Genomic DNA, 18,427 nt, shown 5'->3' with positions numbered 1-18,427 from the left:
ATCTCCTGGAAATTCGGCTGAATCTAGAAAAGCCATTCTTGCGTCGATCCCCGCTGTGCAACGCATCAAAGACGTTTGCATCAATACAAAGATCGGCCACGAAAGGGACGAGGAATGTTAGCAGAAAGCATGCCAAGGCAACCCCCTAGTTACCCCTGCGTTCCCGAAAAAAGTGCAGCCAGACGGCGCGATACGGGGGCCCAGGCGCGTTTCGGGTGCCGCATATGGCATACGCATAAATCCGTTTGGCTTCCGCCTCATTCCGGGAACGCCAGCGGCTCTCCCCGCCCTCCATGAAAATCACCAAAAACGTGCATACGCACGCCTCATTGCCCAATTTTGGTGCCTACGCACCAGATTAGAACATTTTGGTGCAAAGCGAATGCCGTTGCCTGCTTGCGGTGCAAGATCCTGCTACCAAGGTACCCGCAGCGCGCGACCAAGCCGGCGCAACTCCGGCACAACCGATGCCGCTAGCTGCCGTTCGCATCCAAAGGCCGCCGGCGAGCACGCCCGCCGCGCTAGAATATCCCGCAGCCTCTGCCAGATGCCATTTCACCCACCGATTTTGTCACCCAGATGACCACCCGAGACGATCTACTCCAAGCGGCGCGTGAGCGCCAGCAGCAAAACCAACTGCCGTACTTCGGCGCCCTCTCCCCGCAGGAAGCCTTTGCACTGCTGCAGGGCGACCCGACCGCCGTGATGGTGGACGTGCGCACGCAAGCTGAGCTCGACTGGATCGGCGGGCCGGACCTGCCGGAAGCCCAATCGGCGCATGTGGAATGGAGCAGCTATCCGGGCGGCGCGCAGAACGCCGCCTTTATCGCGCAGCTCAAGGCTCGCGTGCGCGCGGATGTGCCCGTGCTGTTCCTGTGCCGCAGTGCGGCACGCTCCAAGCACGCCGCCCGCGTCGCCACGGAAGCCGGCTATCAGTTCGCCATGGACGTGCTGGAAGGCTTCGAAGGCGCTCGCGATGAACAGCACCACCGCAAGACGGTGGAAGGCTGGTGCTTCCGCGGCCTGCCCTGGCACGGCGCCTGAAGCTCGGGAACGCGTAAATCGCGCAAAAAAAGCAAAACGGGACAGCATGGCTGTCCCGTTTTTTCATTGCACCGGCCACGCCCGCCACCACGGCTCAGTCCCCTGCCGGATCTCCCGGGCGCCGCGCCGCCACCTCCACCAGCTCGAAGCCCATCGCCTGCACGCCTTCGCGCAGCATGGCATAGGCTGGCTCGACCAGGTCGGCCAATCCCTTTACACCCAGGTCGATGTGGCGGCGCGCATAGAGCTCGCCGCGCTTGGCGTCGCCCACTGACGGCAGGCTGAACACGCGGACGCCCTCGAAGGCGGCCTCGACCCGCTCCATCAGCGGCGTCAGCGTGGATTCCGGCGCCTCGAACACCAGGAACGACCGCTCCACTTGCACCGCCTGATGGAACAGGTGGGAATAGTAGGTATCCAGCACCCATTCCATCATCGGCCACGCCATGACCGGGAAGCCAGGCATGAAATGATGGTCCGCCACGGAAAAACCCGGGATGCGGTTGTAGCTGTTCGGGATGATGCGCGCCCCGGCGGGGAATTCGCCCATCTTGAAGCGATGCTGGTTCTCCGGCAGGTTCAGGTCGGCCTTGGCGGGATCGCCCGCCGCGGTCTCCGCGATCCGCAAGGCGATCTGCTCGCGGGCGTCCGGATGCAGTTCCAGCGGCACGCCGAGCGCGGCCGCGGCGCACTGCCGGGTGTGGTCATCGGGCGTGGCGCCGATGCCGCCGGTGCAGAACACCACATCATTGCCCGCGAACGTGCGGCGCAGTGTGGCGGTGATGCGCGCGCGCTCGTCGCCCACGTACTCCGCCCAGTCCAGCGCCAGCCCGCGCGCCGCCAGCAGTTCGATGGCACGGCGCATATGCTTGTCTTCGCGCCGCCCCGACAGAATCTCGTCACCAATGACGATCAGGCCGAAACCCATGATGCCCTCGCTTCAGGATTGTTCAATGCGCCGTACATCGGACGGCGCCAGGTCGATAACGTCCACCACCGGCGCCGCCGCGGCTGCCGCGGCAGCGCGCTCGGCGCGCAATTGCTCCAGCGCGCGCAGGCAGAAATGGCCAAACCACAGTGCCGAGAAAATAAAGATCAGCACATACAGCCACAGCGTGCCCGCGAGCACGAACGGGAACAGGAAAATCAGCGCCGCCGAAGCCACCCAGATCAGCGTCGGCGCCGAGCCCAGCAGGCCCACTGCCACGCCGATGGAGAGCAACGCCATGCGATGGCGCTTCATCAGCGTCTTGCGCTCCTCTGGCGTGGCATGCTGCGCGAGCGCGTCGTAGGTCATCACGCGATAGGTCAGCCAGCCCCACAGCACGGGTGGGATCAAGGCAAAGAAAGGCGGGATCAGCCACAGCGGCAGCGTCACCAGCGCCAGCAACAGGAACACCATGGTGCTGCCCAGCGCCTGAAACACGCTGCCCACCATGCTGCCACCCTTGGCCTTCACCAGGTCCGGATAGCTGCGCTCCAGGTGCCGCACCGCGGCTGGCACCGAGAACAAGCTGATAAACACCAGCATGGAGGCAATCACCAGCGGGATCATCAGCGCTATCACGAACAGCGGCGCCACCACCGTGCGCAAGGACTGCAGGCCGAACCAGTCGAGCGCGCCGTAGATCCAGCTGGTCAGCACCGACGTCTCGAGCACGCCGCGCGCGGCCGTCATGATCGGCTCCCACCCCCACAGCAGCAGGCCACCCCACAGCCCGGTGGCGAGCAGGAAAGGAATGACGGTAAGCATCAGCATGCGCGGATGCAACTGGCTGATCAGGGCACGGCCTAGCGCGCGAAAAATATCGTTCATGCAGTAAATTGGGGTTCCACAAAGGCGGGGATAACTAGACTAGCACACGTCATAAGTGCCGCGGGGGACGCGTGCGCCGCTAGCGCAAGACGGCAGGGCGCGGGGCGCGCACCTTGCGAGGAAATACGCGCTCACGGGGCTGCCACGGCAGGCGCCCCGCCGCTTCAGCCGAGCCGCAACAGGCGCTTGATCCCGTACCACTGCTGGGACAGGAAGCCAGCGCCGTAGTCGCGCCCCTTGCCTGCCGGTGGCGGCATCTGGTCGCGCACACCGGTGGGGTAGTAGGCGTCGGTGAACACGGCGGTGCGGAACAACATGTCCCACCACGGAAAGATCACCCCATAGTTGCATCCGCCCAGCTTGGTGGGCCGGCCGATGGCTTCGTGGCCGACGCCAACCGCATGGTGGGTGCGGTGAAAGCGCGGTGAGACCAGCAGCCGCTCGCCCAATGTGCCAAAGTGCAGGCGCAGGTTGGCATGCTGCAGGCTCTGCAGCAGTTGCGACAGCGCCACCAGCAGCACGTACTGGGAAGGCTCCACGCCCACCGCGAGCGCCGCCACCGCAAACACCACGTCGCGCAGCATGTCGTCGAGCAGGTGGTTGCGGTTATCGCTCCATAGCGTCATCTGGCGCTGGCTGTGATGCAGCGAATGCAGGCTCCACCACCAGCGGTAGGTATGCGAGAGGCGGTGGTACCAGTAGTCGAGCAGGTCGAACAGCAGCAGGTAGATAAAGAAGCTGACCAGCGGGATCGACGTCACCGCCGGCCACCAGTCTTCCACATTGACCCGCTGCCAGCCGAGCAGGCGCAGATGCCCTTCCACACCGTCCATCAGCGGACCGAGCAGGAAGAACATGGCCAGCCGGAACAGGCCGAGGCGATGCACGACGGTGTAGAGGATGTCGGTGCGAATGGCGGCGCGGTCGGTCACGGCTTCGACCGGGCGCAGCTTTTCCAGCGGCCCGAGGATCAGCACCATCACCACGATCTGCACCAGCCCGACCAGCAGCCATTCGGTGCCGGTGAAGGCGTCCTCGGCATAGCCGCCCAGCCCAAGCTGGTAGACCACCGGCAGGATCACGTCCTGGAACAGCGTGGCTTCAATCTGGCCGATCCAGCCGTTGAGCAGGTCGAGCATCAGCGGCTCCCGGCTGGTTGTCCGGCCACCGTGGCGGACTGCCCGCGCTGCCAGTCGCGATAGGCGGGATGCTCGCGCAACGTGGCAAAGCAGAAACCCTTGCGCTCCAGGCCGCTGATCAGCGGCTCGAGCACGCCGGGCGCCCAGGGGTCCTTGCGCGACCAGATCCCGAGGTGCGCCATGGCGATGTCGCCATCGCGCAGGCCGCTCAATGCGCGCTCCAGCAGCGCCTTGTTCGGGAAACGCTCGGACGAAAGCTCGTCACCCAGGAAGCCGGCTGGCGCCCAGGCCACGTGCTTGAACCCGCATTGCTCGGCCCATTGCAGCGTCTGCGGCGCGGTATGGCCGCCCGGCGCCCGCCACAGCGGCGACATGGTCGCGCCGCTGAGGTGCTTCAGCGCCTGCGCGCTGCGGTTCAGCTCGCTGCAAAAGCTTTGCTGGTCCATCACCACGTCCTGCCCCGCATGCGCGCCGAACTGCGGCCGCATGGTGACCTTGCCGTCGCGTACGCCGCGCAGGTAGACATGATCGAACGTGTGGCTGCCAAAAACATGGCCATCGGCGGCCAGCGTCTTCCAGTACGCCGCCCAGCCCGGGTCGAGCGAGCTGTCCTTGTTGATGGTGGGTTCGTTGGCGAGGAAGAACGTGGCCTTGATATGGTGCCGGCGCAGCGTATCGGCGATCAGCGCCGCCTGGCTCATGCTGCCGGTGTCGAAGGTCAGGTAGAGCGTGCCGGCGCGGCAGGCCTGGGGCGCGCCGGCAGGCACCGGGCCCGCCGAACTGGCCGGCCCGGCGGCCAGCGCCAGTCCGGTGGCTGCAAGCCCGGCAGCCACCGCGCGGACCAAAGCGCGGGGCAACCGGGGCTGCGAATGCTTGCTCATGATGCCTGTCCTGATTTCCTGTGACTGCATTGGAGTGGCGGCGGCCATACTAGTTCGATGCCGCGCCCGCCATGGCGTTCCCGGACGGGCGCCCTCTCTCAATAAAGCGGTGCGCGGGTACGGAAATAAATGCCGTGCGGCGAGCGGCCCACGCGGATGGTCTTGACCAGCTTGCGGCTGGCCACGTCGATCAGGCCCACCGAACGCGCCCAGCGGAAGCTCACCCACAAGGTCTTGCCGTCGGCGGTCAGCTCCATGTCATCGGGGCCAGCCGGCAGGCCGGTGATGTCGCCAACCTTGGTCAGGGTCTGCTGGTCGATGATGCTGATGGTGCCGGAGACCCGGTTGGACAAGAACAGATGGCGCTTGTCGCCCACCGCGCGGAAATTGTGCGCGCCCTTGCCGGTCTGGATCTGCTTGACCACGGTGCGGGTATGCCAGTCGATCACGGCGACATAGTCGGCACCGGTCATGCCCACCAGCAGGTATTTCTGGTCCGGCGTAACCCACACGCCCGCCGGCGCCGAACCGGCGTTCATGCGCCACATCACGGTCTGCGTGGGCAGGTCGATGGCGACCACTTCGTTGGAGTCCTGCAGCGTGACGAAGGCAACACGGCTGTCGGCGGTAAAGGCGATATGGCTCGGCGTCTTGGCCAGTGGCAGTTGCTTGGCGATCTTGAGCGCCTTGCCGTCCCAGCGATACACGTCGACGCGATCAAGGCGGTTGCCCGTGGTCAGGAACCACTTCTGGTCGGGCGAGAAGCCGATCTGGTAGGGATCGTCGATATTGGCCACGCGCTGCTGGACCTTGCCGGTAACCGGGTCGAGGAACACGAGGTCGTTGCCGACCGCATTGGCAACGATCAGCGATTTGTCGTCGGGCGTGGCGATCAAGTGGTGCGGCTCCTTCCCGACCGGGAACGTCTCCAGCACCTTCTGGGTGTCCTTGTCGATCAAGGTGACGGTAGCATCACCCGAATTGAGCACCACCACCACTTCCGCCAACGCCGGCGCCGCTACCATCCCCAGGGCCAGGGTGCCGATGGCGGCAAACCCGGAAACTACACGACGCAATGCGAGCATAAGACTGTTAAACAATGACTTAATCGACCATTCTAACGTTTTCGGACTGTGATCCGATGACGAAGCGCAACAAACTAACATTTGGTCACAATCTCCGCGCGGGCTAGCGTTCGCGCGAAAGGCCGGCAACCCTGGTTTCAGCGCTGCATCGCTTCCCACACCTTTTGCAGACGCTTGACCGACATCGGCACAGGCGTGCGCAACTCCTGCGCGAACAGCGCCACACGGAGTTCTTCCAGCATCCAGCGGAACTCGTCCAGGCGCGCGTCTTCCACGCCCCGCCCCTGCTGCCGCAACTGCGTCTCGGCCCGCTGCCATTGCTGCAGCAGCGGCGTGATTTCCTGCAACCGCTGGGTGTCGCGCGCGGGATCGCCCTTGATCTTGTCGATGCGCATGGCGATGCCCTTCAGGTAGCGCGGGAAATGCACCAGTTGCAGGTAAGGCGTATCGGCCACAAAGTGCTTGCCCATCAGCCGCGTCAGCTGCGCCTGCATGTCGGCGTGCGCCGCGGCGAACGGCTTGGCCTGGATCAGCTTGCGCGGCAGCGTCGCGTACTCGGCCAGCACTGCCCCTACCAGCCGGGCAATCTCCTGCGCCAGCAGGCTCAGGCGCGAGCGCCCTTCTTCCTTGCGGGCGGCGAACTCAGCCTCGTTGCGCGGCAGCGGCGCCTGCAGGCAGGCCCGCTCCAGCGCCAGCATCACGATCTGGTCGCGCAACATTTCCTGCGTGCCCAGCGTCATGTACTGCATCGCCATCTGCTGCATGCCGGGGATGTTCTTCTCCAGGAACTTCACCTGCTCGCGCAACTGCAACGCAAACAGGCGGCGTAGCCCGGCTTGATGGATGCGCGCAGCTTCCTGCGGATCGTCGAACACCTCCACGTCGCAATGCGTGGCGTGGTCGACCAGCGCAGGATAGCCGTACAGCGTCTGGTTGCCCTTGCGGACCTCCAGCAGCTCGGGCAGTTCGCCGAAGGACCAGCTGGTCAGGTTTTCGTATTGCCCCGCCTCGGCCGCCGGCACATCGCGCGCGGCGATGTTCTGGAACGACTGCTGCGCCTGCCCGCCAAACTCGGCGCGCAACTGCGCCAGGTTGCGGCCCATGTCCAGTTGCCGGCCGTGCTCGTCCACCACCTTGAAGTTCATGGCGTGGTGGGCGGGCAAGGTTTCCAGCTTGAAGTCGGCGCGCTTGACCATGGTGCCGGTCTGCTCGCGGATGTCGGCAATCAGCACATCCAGCAACTCGCCCTCGCCAAAGGCATTGCGATCGACGAAGCCCGCCGCGTAATCCGGCAGCGGCACGCAATGGCGGCGCAGCTTCTGCGGCAGCGACTTGAGCAGCAGGTGCACCTTCTCCTTGACCATGCCCGGCACCAGCCAGTCCGCACGCTCCTGGCGCACCTGGTTGAGCGCATACAGCGGCACCGTCAGCGTCACGCCGTCGCGATGGCTGCCGGGCTCGAAGTGGTACGTCAGCGACATATCCACGCCCGCCACCGGCATCAGCTTGGGGAACAGGTCCGTGGTGATGCCGGCCGCCTCGTGGCGCATCAGCTCCTCGCGGTTCAGGTAAAGCAGCTTGCGCTCGCGCGCGCTCTCGGCCTGGTACCACTGCTCGAAGGTGGCCTGCTGGTGAATCTCGGCGGGGATCAGGCGATCGTAGAACGCGAAGATCAGCTCATCGTCGACCAGAACGTCCTGGCGGCGCGCCTTGTGCTCCAGGTTTTCGATCTCGCGCGTCAAGCGCTGGTTATGGGCGAAGAACGGCAGCTTGGTATCGAACTCGCCTTCCACCAGCCCGCGGCGGATAAACAGCTCGCGCGCCTCGGCCGGGTTCATCGGCCCGTAGTGCACGCGCCGGTGCTGGTAGACCACCAGCCCATACAGCGTGGCGCGCTCCATTGCCATCACCTGGCCGGATTTCTTCTCCCAATGCGGATCGCTCCAGCTGACGCGGAGCAAATGGCGGCCGACCTGCTCCAGCCATTCCGGCTCGATCTTGGCCAGCGTGCGCGCAAACAGCCGGCTGGTTTCGATCAGCTCGGCGCCGATGATCCAGCGGCCGACCTTGCGCGCGATCAGCGAGCCGGGCCACAGGTGGAACTTGATGCCGCGCGCGCCCAGGTACTCGCGCCCGCGGCCGTCGGCGTCTTCAATCTTGCAACCTACGTTGCCGAGCAACCCCGTGAGCAGCGCCTTATGCACCTGCTCATAGGTGGGCTCGCTCTCGTTGAGCTTCCAGCCCTGCTCGGTGACGGTAGTCAGCAGCTGCGAATGCACGTCGCGCCATTCGCGCAGGCGCACATGCGACAGGAAACTGGCGCGGCACTGGTCCTGCAGCTGGCGGTTGGTCTTCTTGTGCGCCACCGCGTCCTCGAACCACTTCCACATCTTGACCCAGCCCAGGAACTCGGAGCGTTCGTCCATGAACTTGCGGTGGGCCTGGTCGGCGGCTTCCTGCGCCTCCTGCGGACGATCGCGCGGATCCTGCACCGACAGCGCGCTGGCGATGATCAGCACCTCGCGCAGGCAATGGTGCTCGCGCGCGGCCAGCGTCATGCGGGCCACGCGGGGGTCCAGCGGCAGGCGGGCCAGCTGGCGGCCGACCTGGGTCAGCGCGTTGGCGTCGTCGCCCACGCTTTCCACCGCGCCCAGCTCCTGCAACAGCTGGTAGCCGTCGGCAATGGCGCGGCCCAGCGGCGGCTCGATAAAGGGGAATTCCTCGATCGCCGTCAGCTTCAGCGCCTTCATGCGCAAGATCACCGCGGCCAGCGACGAGCGCAGGATCTCCGGATCGGTAAAGCGCGCCCGGCTGACGAAATCGGCCTCCTCGTACAACCGGATACACACGCCGTCGGCCACCCGGCCGCAACGCCCGGCACGCTGGTTGGCGGCGGCCTGCGAGATCGCCTCGATCTGCAACTGCTCGACCTTGTTGCGGTAGGAATAGCGCTTGACCCGCGCCATCCCGGTATCCACCACATAGCGGATGCCCGGCACGGTCAGCGAGGTTTCTGCCACGTTGGTGGCCAGCACGATGCGCCGCGCGTTGGAAGGCCGGAACACCCGTTCCTGCTCCTGCACCGACAAGCGCGCGAACAGCGGCAGGATCTCGGTATGCGGCGGATGGTGCTTGCGCAGCGCCTCGGCAGCCTCGCGAATTTCGCGCTCGCCGGGCAGGAACACCAGCACATCGCCCGGGCCGAGGCGGCACAGTTCGTCCACCGCCTCGACGATGCCGTCGAACAGGTCGCGATCTTTCGATTGCGCGGACTTGGGCGCGCCCTCGCCGGGCGCCGGCTTGTCCTTCTCGATCGGCCGGTAGCGGATCTCCACCGGATACAGGCGCCCGCTGACCTCGATCACCGGCGCGGGCTTGCCGCCCTGCGCAAAGTGCTCGGCAAAGCGATTGGCGTCGATGGTGGCCGAGGTGATGACCAGCTTGAGGTCTGGCCGCTTTGGCAGGATCTCCTTCAGGTAGCCGATCAGGAAATCGATATTGAGGCTGCGTTCGTGCGCCTCGTCGATGATGATGGTGTCGTAGGCGCGCAGCAACGGATCGTTCTGCGTCTCGGCCAGCAAGATGCCGTCGGTCATCAGCTTGACCGACGCGCCCGCCGACATGGTGTCGTTGAAACGCACCTGGTAGCCCACGTGCTCGCCGAGCGGCGTGCCGATCTCCTGCGCGATGCGCTTGGCCGTGGAGGTGGCGGCAATCCGGCGTGGCTGCGTGTGGCCGATCAGGCCGCCGGTGCCGTCGGCACCCGGACCGCGCCCGATCGACAGGCAGATCTTGGGCAACTGGGTGGTTTTGCCGGAGCCGGTCTCGCCGGAGACGATCACCACCTGGTTGGCCAGCAGCGCCTGTGCGATCTCCTCGCGGCGGCCGGATACCGGCAGCGCCTCGGGGAAGGTGATGGGCGGGAGCAGGTTGGCCTGGCGCACCGGGCGGCGTGCCTCGCGGGGCGGGCGTTCGGTGCGCTCGGTGCGCTCCGGGCGAGGCGGCCGGGGAGGCCGGGGCGTGCCGTTTGCCGGCTGCGGCCTGGCTTGCCGGGCCTGGCCCGGCTGCCGAGGTTGGCGTTCGGCCGGCGGGCCGGCGGCCGGCGTGGTGGACACGGCCGGCGCGCGCGCCGGCCTGGCGACAGGCTGGACAGCAGGCTGGGCTGGCGAGGGGGCGGCCTTGGGCGCGGGGCGGCCGGCATCGGTTTTCCGATCCGGCGACAAAGGTTTGGCGGGGCGTTGTGCTGACATTGGCCGGGATTATAATCCGCGGCATGAATGCAAGAACCGACACGCCAGCCGACGCGCCCGCGCCGTCCGAAATGGACGAGCCCCTGCCCGTCACCGCCCCTTCCACGCTGCCCGCGCACGCTACCGGCGCCGACCCCGTCGAGCGTGGCGCCCCCGACCACCAGCAGTTCGTCGACTGGCTGCGAGCGGTTGCGCCCTATATCCACGCCTTCCGCGGCAAGACCTTCGTGATCGCCTTCGGCGGTGAGCTGGTCAAGGCCAACATCCTTAACGCCCTGGTCAATGACGTGGCCCTGCTGCACGCCATGGGCATGCAGATCGTGCTGGTGCACGGCTCGCGCCCGCAGGTGGAAGAGCAGCTGGCTCTGCGCCATGTCGAGTCGCAATTCGCCGACGGCGTGCGCGTGACCGACAACGCGGCGCTGGAGTGCGCCAAGGAAGCCGCCGGCGAACTGCGCCTGGATATCGAGGCCGCCTTCAGCCAAGGCTTGCCTAACACGCCCATGGCTGGCGCCCAGCTGTCGGTGATCTCCGGCAACTTCGTCACCGCCCGCCCGCTCGGCATCGTCGACGGCGTGGATTACCAGCACACCGGGCTGGTGCGCAAGATCGACGGCGAGTCGGTTCGCATGTCGCTGTCGCACGGCAAGATCGTGCTGCTCTCGCCGCTTGGCTTCTCGCCCACAGGCCAGGCCTTCAACCTGTCGATGGAAGACGTGGCCAGCGCTACCGCCATCGCCCTGAAGGCCGACAAGCTGGTATTCATCACCGAAGTGCCAGGCGTGCAGGACCCCGTTGGCAAGCTGATGCCGGAAATGTCGCTGCGCACCGCCATCGAGCGGCTGCAGAACAACCACCTGCCGCCCGATGTCTCCTACTACCTGGAACACCTGGTCAAGGCGCTCAAGGGCGGCGTGCCGCGCGCCCACCTGATCCCCTTCCAGCTGGACGGCTCGGTGCTGCTGGAGCTGTTCCTGCACGACGGCGTCGGCACCATGATCTCCGACACCGACCTGGAAAGCCTGCGCGAAGCCACGCTGGACGACGTCGGCGGCATCCTGCAGCTGATCGCCCCGCTGGAGCAGGACGGCACGCTGGTGCCACGCGGGCGCCACCTGATCGAGCGCGACATCGCCAACTTCTCGGTGATCGAGCACGATGGCGTGCTGTTCGGCTGCGCCGCGCTCTACCCCTACCCGCGCGAAGGCATGGCCGAGATGGCCTGCCTGACTGTGTCATCCGAAGCCCAGGGCACCGGCGACGGCGAGCGCCTGCTCAAGCGCATCGAGCGCCGCGCCCGCAGCCTCGGCCTTGACCGCCTGTTCGTGCTCACTACCCGCACGGAGCACTGGTTCCTCAAGCGCGGCTTTGTCCACGCCACCGTGGACGACCTGCCGGAAGACAAGCGCAAGCTCTACAACTGGCAGCGCAAGTCGATGGTGCTGATGAAGAAACTGTGACGGCGGTGGGGGTAGCCTGAAGGCCGGCCCCCGCTTCGTTACAATAGCGGCACCGCAACGGTCGGCCCCTCGCCGCGCCGGCTACATCACACGACAACAAGGAGTTCCCATGGCCCGCATGGTTCAATGCGTCAAGCTCAACAAAGAAGCCGAAGGGCTAGACCTGCCGCCGCTGCCGGGCGAACTTGGCAAGAAGATCTGGCAAAGCGTGTCGAAGGAAGCCTGGGCCGGCTGGCTCAAGCACCAGACCATGCTGATCAACGAAAACCGCCTGAACATGGCCGACACCCGCGCTCGCCAGTACCTGCTCAAGCAGACCGAGAAGTACTTCTTCGGCGAAGGCGCGGACCAGGCACAGGGCTACGTGCCGCCGCCGGCTGCCTGATCTGGCTGAGCGCGGCTTGGCGCCGCGCGGTGGAAAACAAAAAGGGTGCCTGTTACGGCACCCTTTTTCATGTAACGATCCTCCAACGGGACCGGCAAACTCAATAATCGCTGCGCTTCACGCCCTCTGGCGTGCCCAGCAACAGTACGTCCGCGCCGCGCAGGGCAAACAGCCCCACCGTGACCACGCCCGGCATGTGATTGATGGCTTCTTCCATCGACTTCGGATTGTTGATCTTCAGGCCTGCCACATCCAGGATCACATTGCCGTTGTCGGTCTTGAAGATACCGCCTTCCTTGGTCATGCGCAGGCGCGGCTGGCCGCCAAATGCGGCCAGTTGGCGTGCGACCGCGGCGCGTGCCATCGGAATCACTTCCACCGGCAGGGGAAACGCGCCCATCACATCCACCAGCTTGCTGCCGTCGGCGATGCAGACAAAGCGCTTGGCCACCGAGGCCACGATCTTCTCGCGCGTCAGCGCGCCGCCGCCGCCCTTGATCATGGCGCCGCTGGCATCGATCTCGTCCGCGCCGTCGACATACACGGGGATCTCGTCGACCTCATTCAGGTCCAAGACCTGGAAGCCGTGCTGCTGCAGGCGGCGCGTGGACGCCTCCGAGCTGGAGACCGCGCCGGAAAAGCGTTCCTTGAACGCCGCCACCGCATCGATAAAGAGGTTGGCCGTGGAGCCCGTGCCCACGCCCAGCACCGCGCCCGCCGGCACTACCTCTTTGACATAGTCGGCCGCGGCTTGCGCCACCAGCGCCTTGAGTTCATCCTGTGTCATGACAACAGCCCATCTGCTTTGGGGGAAACCGCATAGTGTACCGGAATGCCGTGACATCCCCGGCGTAGGCGCGAGCCGACGGTACAATGACCCGAGGCATGCATCAGCGCGGCGCCCGGGGCCTGCCGTTTTGGTCCTGCGCCATCACCAACCCTTAAAAGCAACTCACTGACCATGAACCAGCTCGATCAGCTCAAGCAGTTCACCACCGTGGTGGCGGACACCGGCGATTTCCAGGTGATGAAGCAGTACACGCCGCAGGACGCCACCACCAATCCTTCCCTGATTCTGAAGGCCGTCCAGAAGGCCGAGTACCGTCCCCTGCTGGAAAAGGCCGTGCGCGGCAATGAAGGCACCGACGCCGTGATGGACGCCCTGCTGATCGCCTTTGGCTGCGAGATCCTGGCCATCGTGCCGGGCCGTGTGTCAACCGAGGTCGACGCCCGCCTGTCCTTCAACACTGAAGCCACACTGGCCAAGGCCCGCCACCTGATCTCGCTGTATGAGCAGCGCGGCGTGGCCCGCGAGCGCGTGCTGATCAAGATCGCCTCCACCTGGGAAGGTATCCGCGCAGCTGAAGTGCTGCAGCGAGAAGGCATCAACTGCAACATGACGCTGCTGTTCTCGCTGGCCCAGGCCGTTGCCTGCGCCGAGGCCGGCGCGCAACTGATCTCGCCCTTCGTTGGCCGCATCCTGGACTGGCACAAGAAGCAAGCCGGCGACAAATGGGACACTGCCGCCAACGCGGCCGACAACGATCCCGGCGTGCGTTCCGTGCGCCAGATCTACGACTACTACAAGAAGTTCGGCCACCCCACCGAAGTGATGGGTGCCAGCTTCCGCAGCACCGAGCAGATCCTGGCGCTGGCCGGCTGCGATCTGCTCACCATCAGCCCGGACCTGCTGGAGAAGCTGGCCGCCAGCGAAGGCACCGTGGAGCGCAAGCTGTCGGTCGACCAGGCGCAGGCCGGCAATATCGCCCGCATCGAGTGCGGTGAGGCGGCTTTCCGCTGGCAGCTCAATGAAGACGCGATGGCGACGGAAAAGCTGGCAGAGGGGATCCGCGCATTTGCGGCGGATGCGGTCAAGCTGGAGGCGTTGATTACGGCTTGAGAGGGGGGAATTGAGAGGGAGAAAACAGAAGCCGCCCGGGAATCCAGGCGGCGAGCCGGTTCAAGCTGGTGTCGCGCTCACACCGTCCCACAGCAAAGGCAAGACCACCCCGGCCGGTCCGCGCAGCACCAGATCGGCGGTCTGGTCCAGCGCCGAAGGCTCGGGATTGACCACGATGACATGCGCGCCATGGTCCTTGGCAGCGCCGGGCAAGCCGGCTGCCGGATAGACCAGCCCGGAGGTGCCCACCACGATGCACAGATCGCACTGCTCGGCCGCGTGCTCGGCGCGATAGCGGGCCACGCGCGGCAGTTCCTCGCCGAACCACACCACGCCGGGGCGCATCATGGCATTGCAAAGGGAGCAGCGCGGCGGCATGCCCGGCACGGCGGTCGCCGGGTCGCAACGGCCGCAGCCGTCAAGCCACTTGTTGGCGAACAGGTTGCCGTGCAGCTCGATCACCTCGCGGCTGCCGGCGCGCTGATGCAGGCCATCCACGTTTTGCGTGACCAGGGTCACGGCCTTCTGCGCGGCGAGCGCCACCAGGGCGATATGCGCTGGGTTGGGATCGGTGGCCGCCACCAGCTCGCGCCGGTGCAGGTACCACTCCCAGACCAGCGCGGGCTGTCGCCGGTAGGCGTCTTCCTGGGCCAGCTCCTCGGGATTGAAGCGCGACCACAAGCCGGTCATGGCATCGCGGAACGTGGGCACGCCGGACTCGGCGGATACGCCCGCGCCGGTGAGCACCATGATATTGGTGGCTTCGCCGATCAGGCGGCGCGATGCCGCGAGCGCCTGCGCGTCGATGTACGCCGTCATGGATGCCGCCCCAGCGCTCAGCGCTTCAGGCGGCGCTGGCGCACCGCCTCATACAGGCACACGCCGCTGGCCACGGAAACGTTCAGGCTTTCCACGCCGCCGGCCATCGGGATGCTCACGAGCTCGTCACAGGTTTCGCGGGTGAGGCGGCGCATGCCCTCGCCTTCGGCGCCCATCACCAGGGCAACCGGCCCCTTGAAATCGACGTCATAGAGCGTCTTTTCCGTGCCGTCGTCCGTACCGATCACCCAGATGCCGCGTTCCTGCAACTCGCGCAGCGTGCGTGCCAGGTTGGTGACAGTGATGTAGGGGACGGTTTCCGCCGCACCGCTGGCCACCTTGGCCACCGTGGTGTTCAAACCCACGCTGCGGTCCTTCGGAGCGATCACAGCGTGCGCGCCAGCGCCATCGGCCACGCGCAGGCAAGCGCCCAGGTTGTGCGGATCGGTGACGCCGTCGAGCACCAGCAGCAAGGGCGTGCCCTCGATGCCGTCGAGCAGTTCATCAAGATTGAGGGCCAGCGCCACATCTTCGGCGCGGGCGACCACGCCTTGGTGGCGGTCGGTGCCGGCCATGCCGCGCAGGCGCTCGGCATCCACCGGATGCAGGCGCACTTTGAGGCTTTCGGCAAGGCGGATGAAGTCCTGCATGCGGCGGTCACGCCGCGCGGATTCTACGTAGACATCGGTGACGCCAGCGGCGTCCTGGCGCAGGCGCGCGGTGACGGCGTGAAAGCCGATCAGGAGTTTTTGTTTAGCCATGGCGAGATTGTACATTCCCGCCGGAGCTTGCCCCGTGTCCGCAGCCATGGCGCCGGAACCGGGCAAGCCGGCGCCGGCGCCATGGCCGTCAGGTGCGCTTGCGCGAAGCGCGGCTGCTCTTGCCGGCCGGCTTGGCGCCGCCCTTGTGCGTCGAGCCCAGATGCTGCGGCTTGGGCTTGGCGGCGCGCTTGGCCGGCTTGCCGCCGGCCTTGGCGCCCTGCCCCACGTGCGGCTTGACCGGCGTCATGACAGCTTCGAACACCGGCTGCTCTTCGATCACGCGGTCCAGCGTTTCGTCGAACGACTCTTCCGGCTTGGAGCTGCCACCCAGCAGCGCGGCCAGCTGACGGCCCTTCTTACGCGCGGGCACGGCGTGCGCGGCGGGCACGCGCGGCGCGGCATCGACGGTCGGGGCGCGGCCACGCAGGTTCTTGGCTGAGGGCTCCTGCACCAGGCGGAAGTCGATCTTGCGCGCATCGAGGTCCACGCGCGAAACCTGCACGCGAACGCGGTCGGTGAGGCGGTAGCGGATGCCGGTACGCTCGCCGCGCAGTTCATTGCGCGCCTCGTCGTACTGGAAGTAATCGCTGCCCAGTTCGGTGACATGGACCAGGCCTTCGACATAGAGCTCGTCGAGCTGCACGAAGATGCCGAACGAGGTGACCGAGCTGATGGTGCCCGAATACTCGCTGCCAAGCTTGTCGCGCATGAAGTAGCACTTGAGCCAGGCCTCCACATCGCGCGAGGCTTCATCGGCGCGGCGCTCGTTGGCCGAGCAGTGCAGGCCGAGTTCGTCCCAGATGGCTTCGTTGCGCTGGGCGCGCGCGGCGCTTCGCTCTGCCTTCTCGGCGGCGTCCTTGGCCTGCATGCGGCGCGCCTTGGGCGCGATCGCGGTGTTCAGCGCGGTGCCCGGCGCAAATGCCGGCCGGTACTTGGTATGGGCCAGCACGGCCTTGATGGCGCGGTGCGTGAGCAAGTCCGGATAGCGGCGGATCGGGCTGGTGAAGTGGGCGTAAGCCTCGTACGACAAGCCGAAGTGGCCGATGTTGTCCGGGCTGTAGACCGCCTGCTGCATCGAGCGCAGCAGCATGGTCTGCAACATCGGCGCGTCGGGACGGCTCTTGATCTTGTCCATCACGTCGGCGTAGTCGCCCGCTTGCGGCTTGTCGCCACCGGCCAGCGAAAGCCCGACGGTGCGCAGGAACTCACGCAGGTTCTTCAGCTTTTCCTCGCTCGGGCCGGCGTGGATCCGGTACAGCGTGGGATGCTTGAAGCGTTCGAGAAAGTCGGCGGCGCACACGTTGGCGGCCAGCATGCATTCCTCGATCAGGCGGTGGGCGTCGTTGCGGGTGCGCGGCAGGATCTGCTCGATCTTGCCCTGCGCATTGCAGACGATATAGGTCTCGGTGGTATCGAAGTCGATCGCGCCACGCTCGCGCCGCGCCTTGAGCAGGACCTGGAACAACTCGTACAGGTTCTGCAGGTGCGGCACCAGGTCGGCACGCTTGTGCGCCTCCGGGCCCTTGGTGTTGGACAGCACCGACCAGACCTCGTTATAGGTCAGGCGCGCCGCCGAATGCATCACGGCGGGATAGAACTGATAGCCCTTGAGCTCGCCCTTGGCGGTGATCACCGCATCGCACACCATGCACAGGCGGTCGACTTGCGGGTTCAGCGAGCACAGGCCGTTGGAGAGCTTTTCCGGCAGCATCGGGATGACGCGGCGCGGGAAGTACACCGAGGTGGCGCGATCCAGCGCATCGGCGTCGAGCGCCGTGCCAGGGCGCACGTAGTGCGACACATCGGCAATCGCCACCACCAGGCGCCAGCCCTTCGAGCGGCCGATCTTGACGGGTTCGCAGTAGACGGCGTCGTCGAAGTCGCGCGCGTCTTCGCCGTCGATCGTCACCAGCGGCACGTCGCGCAGGTCGATGCGGTGCTCCAGGTCGGACTCGCGCACCTCGTCGGGCAGGCCGGCGGCTTCTTTGGCGCAGGCATCCGAGAATTCATGCGGCACGCCGTACTTGCGCACGGCGATTTCGATTTCCATGCCGGGGTCGTCGAAGTCCCCCAGCACTTCCACCACTCGGCCCACGGGCTGCACGTAGCGATCGGGGTAGTCGATGATCTCGACGCTGACCACCTGGCCGACTTGCGCCTTGCCTTGCGACTTCGGCGGGATCAGGATGTCCTGGCTGATGCGCTTGTCTTCGGGCGCCACCACGAGCACGCCGCCTTCGCTCAGCAGGCGGCCGATCACGTAGCGGTTGGCGCGCTCAAGGATCTCGACGATCTGGCCTTCGGGCCGGCCGCGCCGGTCGTAGCCGATCACGCGCACCTGGGCACGGTCGTTGTGCATGGCCTTCTGCAGCTCGCGCTCCGGCAGGAAGATGTCGTCATCGCCATCGTCGCGGATCAGGAAGCCGAAGCCATCGCGGTGGCCCTGCACACGGCCGACCACAAAGTTAGGCTGGTTGGCCAGCTCGTAGCGACCCTTGCGGTTGAGTTCGATCTGGCCATCGCGCTCCATGGCGGCGAGGCGCTTCTGGAAGCCGTCGTGTTCTTTGCGCGTGACAGCGAGCGCCTTGGCGATATCGCCGCCCGACAAGGGCGACCCCGACGTCCGCAGGACGCCAAGGATTTCTTCCCGACTAGGGATCGGATAGTTATTCTGATTCAATTTTTTCTAGAATTATTTGACAAACGATTTGCGGTCGCTATAATGAGCGCTTCGGTTGTTTCGACGCCCGCCCAGGTGGCGAAATTGGTAGACGCACTAGGTTCAGGTCCTAGCGGTGGCAACACTGTGGAGGTTCGAGTCCTCTCCTGGGCACCAGATCAAACGGAAAACCCGCAGCGCTTTCGAGCCCTGCGGGTTTTTTGTTTT

At 65.9% G+C, this 18,427-nt stretch carries 14 protein-coding genes and 1 tRNA gene; 5 read left to right on the top strand and 10 right to left on the bottom strand.

Annotated features, from left to right (window positions below):
- Positions 1-579: 579 nt before the first annotated feature.
- Positions 580-1,044 (top strand): rhodanese-like domain-containing protein, encoded by a 465-nt coding sequence (locus AC1RQC_RS20670; protein ID WP_441640956.1) that lies wholly within the window; start codon positions 580-582, stop codon positions 1,042-1,044.
- 94 nt (positions 1,045-1,138) lie between these two features.
- Here AC1RQC_RS20670 and AC1RQC_RS20665 read toward each other — a convergent pair whose 3' ends face one another.
- The 6 genes from AC1RQC_RS20665 to hrpA form a co-directional block, all read right to left on the bottom strand.
- Positions 1,139-1,972, bottom strand: a complete 834-nt coding sequence (locus tag AC1RQC_RS20665; RefSeq protein ID WP_492372416.1) for a competence/damage-inducible protein A — start codon at positions 1,970-1,972, stop codon at positions 1,139-1,141.
- 12 nt (positions 1,973-1,984) lie between these two features.
- Positions 1,985-2,860 carry an EI24 domain-containing protein gene (locus AC1RQC_RS20660; RefSeq protein WP_492809172.1) on the bottom strand — a complete coding sequence of 292 codons (876 nt, stop codon included), beginning with the start codon at positions 2,858-2,860 and terminating at the stop codon, positions 1,985-1,987.
- Positions 2,861-3,024: 164 nt separating this feature from the next.
- Positions 3,025-3,999: a sterol desaturase family protein gene (locus AC1RQC_RS20655; protein ID WP_492372417.1), complete on the bottom strand. Its 975-nt coding sequence runs from the start codon at positions 3,997-3,999 to the stop codon at positions 3,025-3,027.
- Positions 3,999-4,880 (bottom strand): polysaccharide deacetylase family protein, encoded by an 882-nt coding sequence (locus AC1RQC_RS20650; protein WP_492372418.1) that lies wholly within the window; start codon positions 4,878-4,880, stop codon positions 3,999-4,001. Before AC1RQC_RS20650 ends, AC1RQC_RS20655 begins: the two co-directional genes overlap by 1 nt.
- A 98-nt stretch (positions 4,881-4,978) precedes the next feature.
- Positions 4,979-5,905, bottom strand: coding sequence for a YVTN family beta-propeller repeat protein (locus tag AC1RQC_RS20645; RefSeq protein WP_492372450.1), 927 nt, complete (start codon positions 5,903-5,905; stop codon positions 4,979-4,981).
- 197 nt (positions 5,906-6,102) lie between these two features.
- Positions 6,103-10,215 carry an ATP-dependent RNA helicase HrpA gene (hrpA, locus tag AC1RQC_RS20640; RefSeq protein ID WP_492372419.1) on the bottom strand — a complete coding sequence of 1,371 codons (4,113 nt, stop codon included), beginning with the start codon at positions 10,213-10,215 and terminating at the stop codon, positions 6,103-6,105.
- Between the two features lie 23 nt (positions 10,216-10,238).
- Here hrpA and argA point away from each other — a divergent pair, with 23 nt between their 5' ends.
- Together argA and AC1RQC_RS20630 are read left to right on the top strand one after the other, a co-directional pair.
- Complete coding sequence (gene argA, locus AC1RQC_RS20635) at positions 10,239-11,675, top strand: amino-acid N-acetyltransferase (protein ID WP_492372420.1); 1,437 nt, start codon at positions 10,239-10,241, stop codon at positions 11,673-11,675.
- 109 nt (positions 11,676-11,784) lie between these two features.
- Positions 11,785-12,060, top strand: coding sequence for an oxidative damage protection protein (locus AC1RQC_RS20630; protein WP_006157784.1), 276 nt, complete (start codon positions 11,785-11,787; stop codon positions 12,058-12,060).
- A 100-nt stretch (positions 12,061-12,160) separates the two neighbouring features.
- Here AC1RQC_RS20630 and rpiA read toward each other — a convergent pair whose 3' ends face one another.
- Positions 12,161-12,847 (bottom strand): ribose-5-phosphate isomerase RpiA, encoded by a 687-nt coding sequence (gene rpiA, locus AC1RQC_RS20625; protein ID WP_492372421.1) that lies wholly within the window; start codon positions 12,845-12,847, stop codon positions 12,161-12,163.
- Between the two features lie 174 nt (positions 12,848-13,021).
- On the opposite strand from rpiA, the gene tal reads away from it, so the two are divergent.
- Positions 13,022-13,960: a transaldolase gene (gene tal, locus AC1RQC_RS20620; RefSeq protein ID WP_492372422.1), complete on the top strand. Its 939-nt coding sequence runs from the start codon at positions 13,022-13,024 to the stop codon at positions 13,958-13,960.
- Between the two features lie 60 nt (positions 13,961-14,020).
- Here tal and AC1RQC_RS20615 read toward each other — a convergent pair whose 3' ends face one another.
- The 3 genes from AC1RQC_RS20615 to rnr all read right to left on the bottom strand — a co-directional run bounded on the left by AC1RQC_RS20615 (position 14,021) and on the right by rnr (position 18,220).
- Entirely contained in the window at positions 14,021-14,779 is a 759-nt protein-coding gene (locus tag AC1RQC_RS20615; protein WP_492372423.1) for an SIR2 family NAD-dependent protein deacylase, read from the bottom strand.
- A 17-nt stretch (positions 14,780-14,796) separates the two neighbouring features.
- Complete coding sequence (gene rlmB, locus AC1RQC_RS20610; protein WP_043352050.1) at positions 14,797-15,540, bottom strand: 23S rRNA (guanosine(2251)-2'-O)-methyltransferase RlmB; 744 nt, start codon at positions 15,538-15,540, stop codon at positions 14,797-14,799.
- 88 nt (positions 15,541-15,628) lie between these two features.
- Positions 15,629-18,220 carry a ribonuclease R gene (gene rnr / locus AC1RQC_RS20605; protein ID WP_174423294.1) on the bottom strand — a complete coding sequence of 864 codons (2,592 nt, stop codon included), beginning with the start codon at positions 18,218-18,220 and terminating at the stop codon, positions 15,629-15,631.
- A gap of 69 nt (positions 18,221-18,289) precedes the next feature.
- Here rnr and AC1RQC_RS20600 point away from each other — a divergent pair.
- Positions 18,290-18,376, top strand: a tRNA-Leu gene (locus tag AC1RQC_RS20600).
- Positions 18,377-18,427: the final 51 nt, after the last annotated feature.

The organism is Cupriavidus sp. GW822-FHT03E04 (assembly GCF_058801495.1).
This window is presented reverse-complemented; position numbering and strand designations above follow the sequence as displayed.

Excerpts from the sequence above, each read along its gene's own strand:
- AC1RQC_RS20670 (WP_441640956.1), top strand. The coding sequence starts at position 580 with ATGACCACCCGAGACGATCTACTCCAAGCGGCGCGTGAGCGCCAGCAG.
- AC1RQC_RS20665 (WP_492372416.1), bottom strand. The coding sequence starts at position 1,972 with ATGGGTTTCGGCCTGATCGTCATTGGTGACGAGATTCTGTCGGGGCGG.
- AC1RQC_RS20660 (WP_492809172.1), bottom strand. The coding sequence starts at position 2,860 with ATGAACGATATTTTTCGCGCGCTAGGCCGTGCCCTGATCAGCCAGTTG.
- AC1RQC_RS20655 (WP_492372417.1), bottom strand. The coding sequence starts at position 3,999 with ATGCTCGACCTGCTCAACGGCTGGATCGGCCAGATTGAAGCCACGCTG.
- AC1RQC_RS20650 (WP_492372418.1), bottom strand. The coding sequence starts at position 4,880 with ATGAGCAAGCATTCGCAGCCCCGGTTGCCCCGCGCTTTGGTCCGCGCG.
- AC1RQC_RS20645 (WP_492372450.1), bottom strand. The coding sequence starts at position 5,905 with ATGGTAGCGGCGCCGGCGTTGGCGGAAGTGGTGGTGGTGCTCAATTCG.
- hrpA (WP_492372419.1), bottom strand. The coding sequence starts at position 10,215 with ATGTCAGCACAACGCCCCGCCAAACCTTTGTCGCCGGATCGGAAAACC.
- argA (WP_492372420.1), top strand. The coding sequence starts at position 10,239 with ATGAATGCAAGAACCGACACGCCAGCCGACGCGCCCGCGCCGTCCGAA.
- AC1RQC_RS20630 (WP_006157784.1), top strand. The coding sequence starts at position 11,785 with ATGGCCCGCATGGTTCAATGCGTCAAGCTCAACAAAGAAGCCGAAGGG.
- rpiA (WP_492372421.1), bottom strand. The coding sequence starts at position 12,847 with ATGACACAGGATGAACTCAAGGCGCTGGTGGCGCAAGCCGCGGCCGAC.
- tal (WP_492372422.1), top strand. The coding sequence starts at position 13,022 with ATGAACCAGCTCGATCAGCTCAAGCAGTTCACCACCGTGGTGGCGGAC.
- AC1RQC_RS20615 (WP_492372423.1), bottom strand. The coding sequence starts at position 14,779 with ATGACGGCGTACATCGACGCGCAGGCGCTCGCGGCATCGCGCCGCCTG.
- rlmB (WP_043352050.1), bottom strand. The coding sequence starts at position 15,540 with ATGGCTAAACAAAAACTCCTGATCGGCTTTCACGCCGTCACCGCGCGC.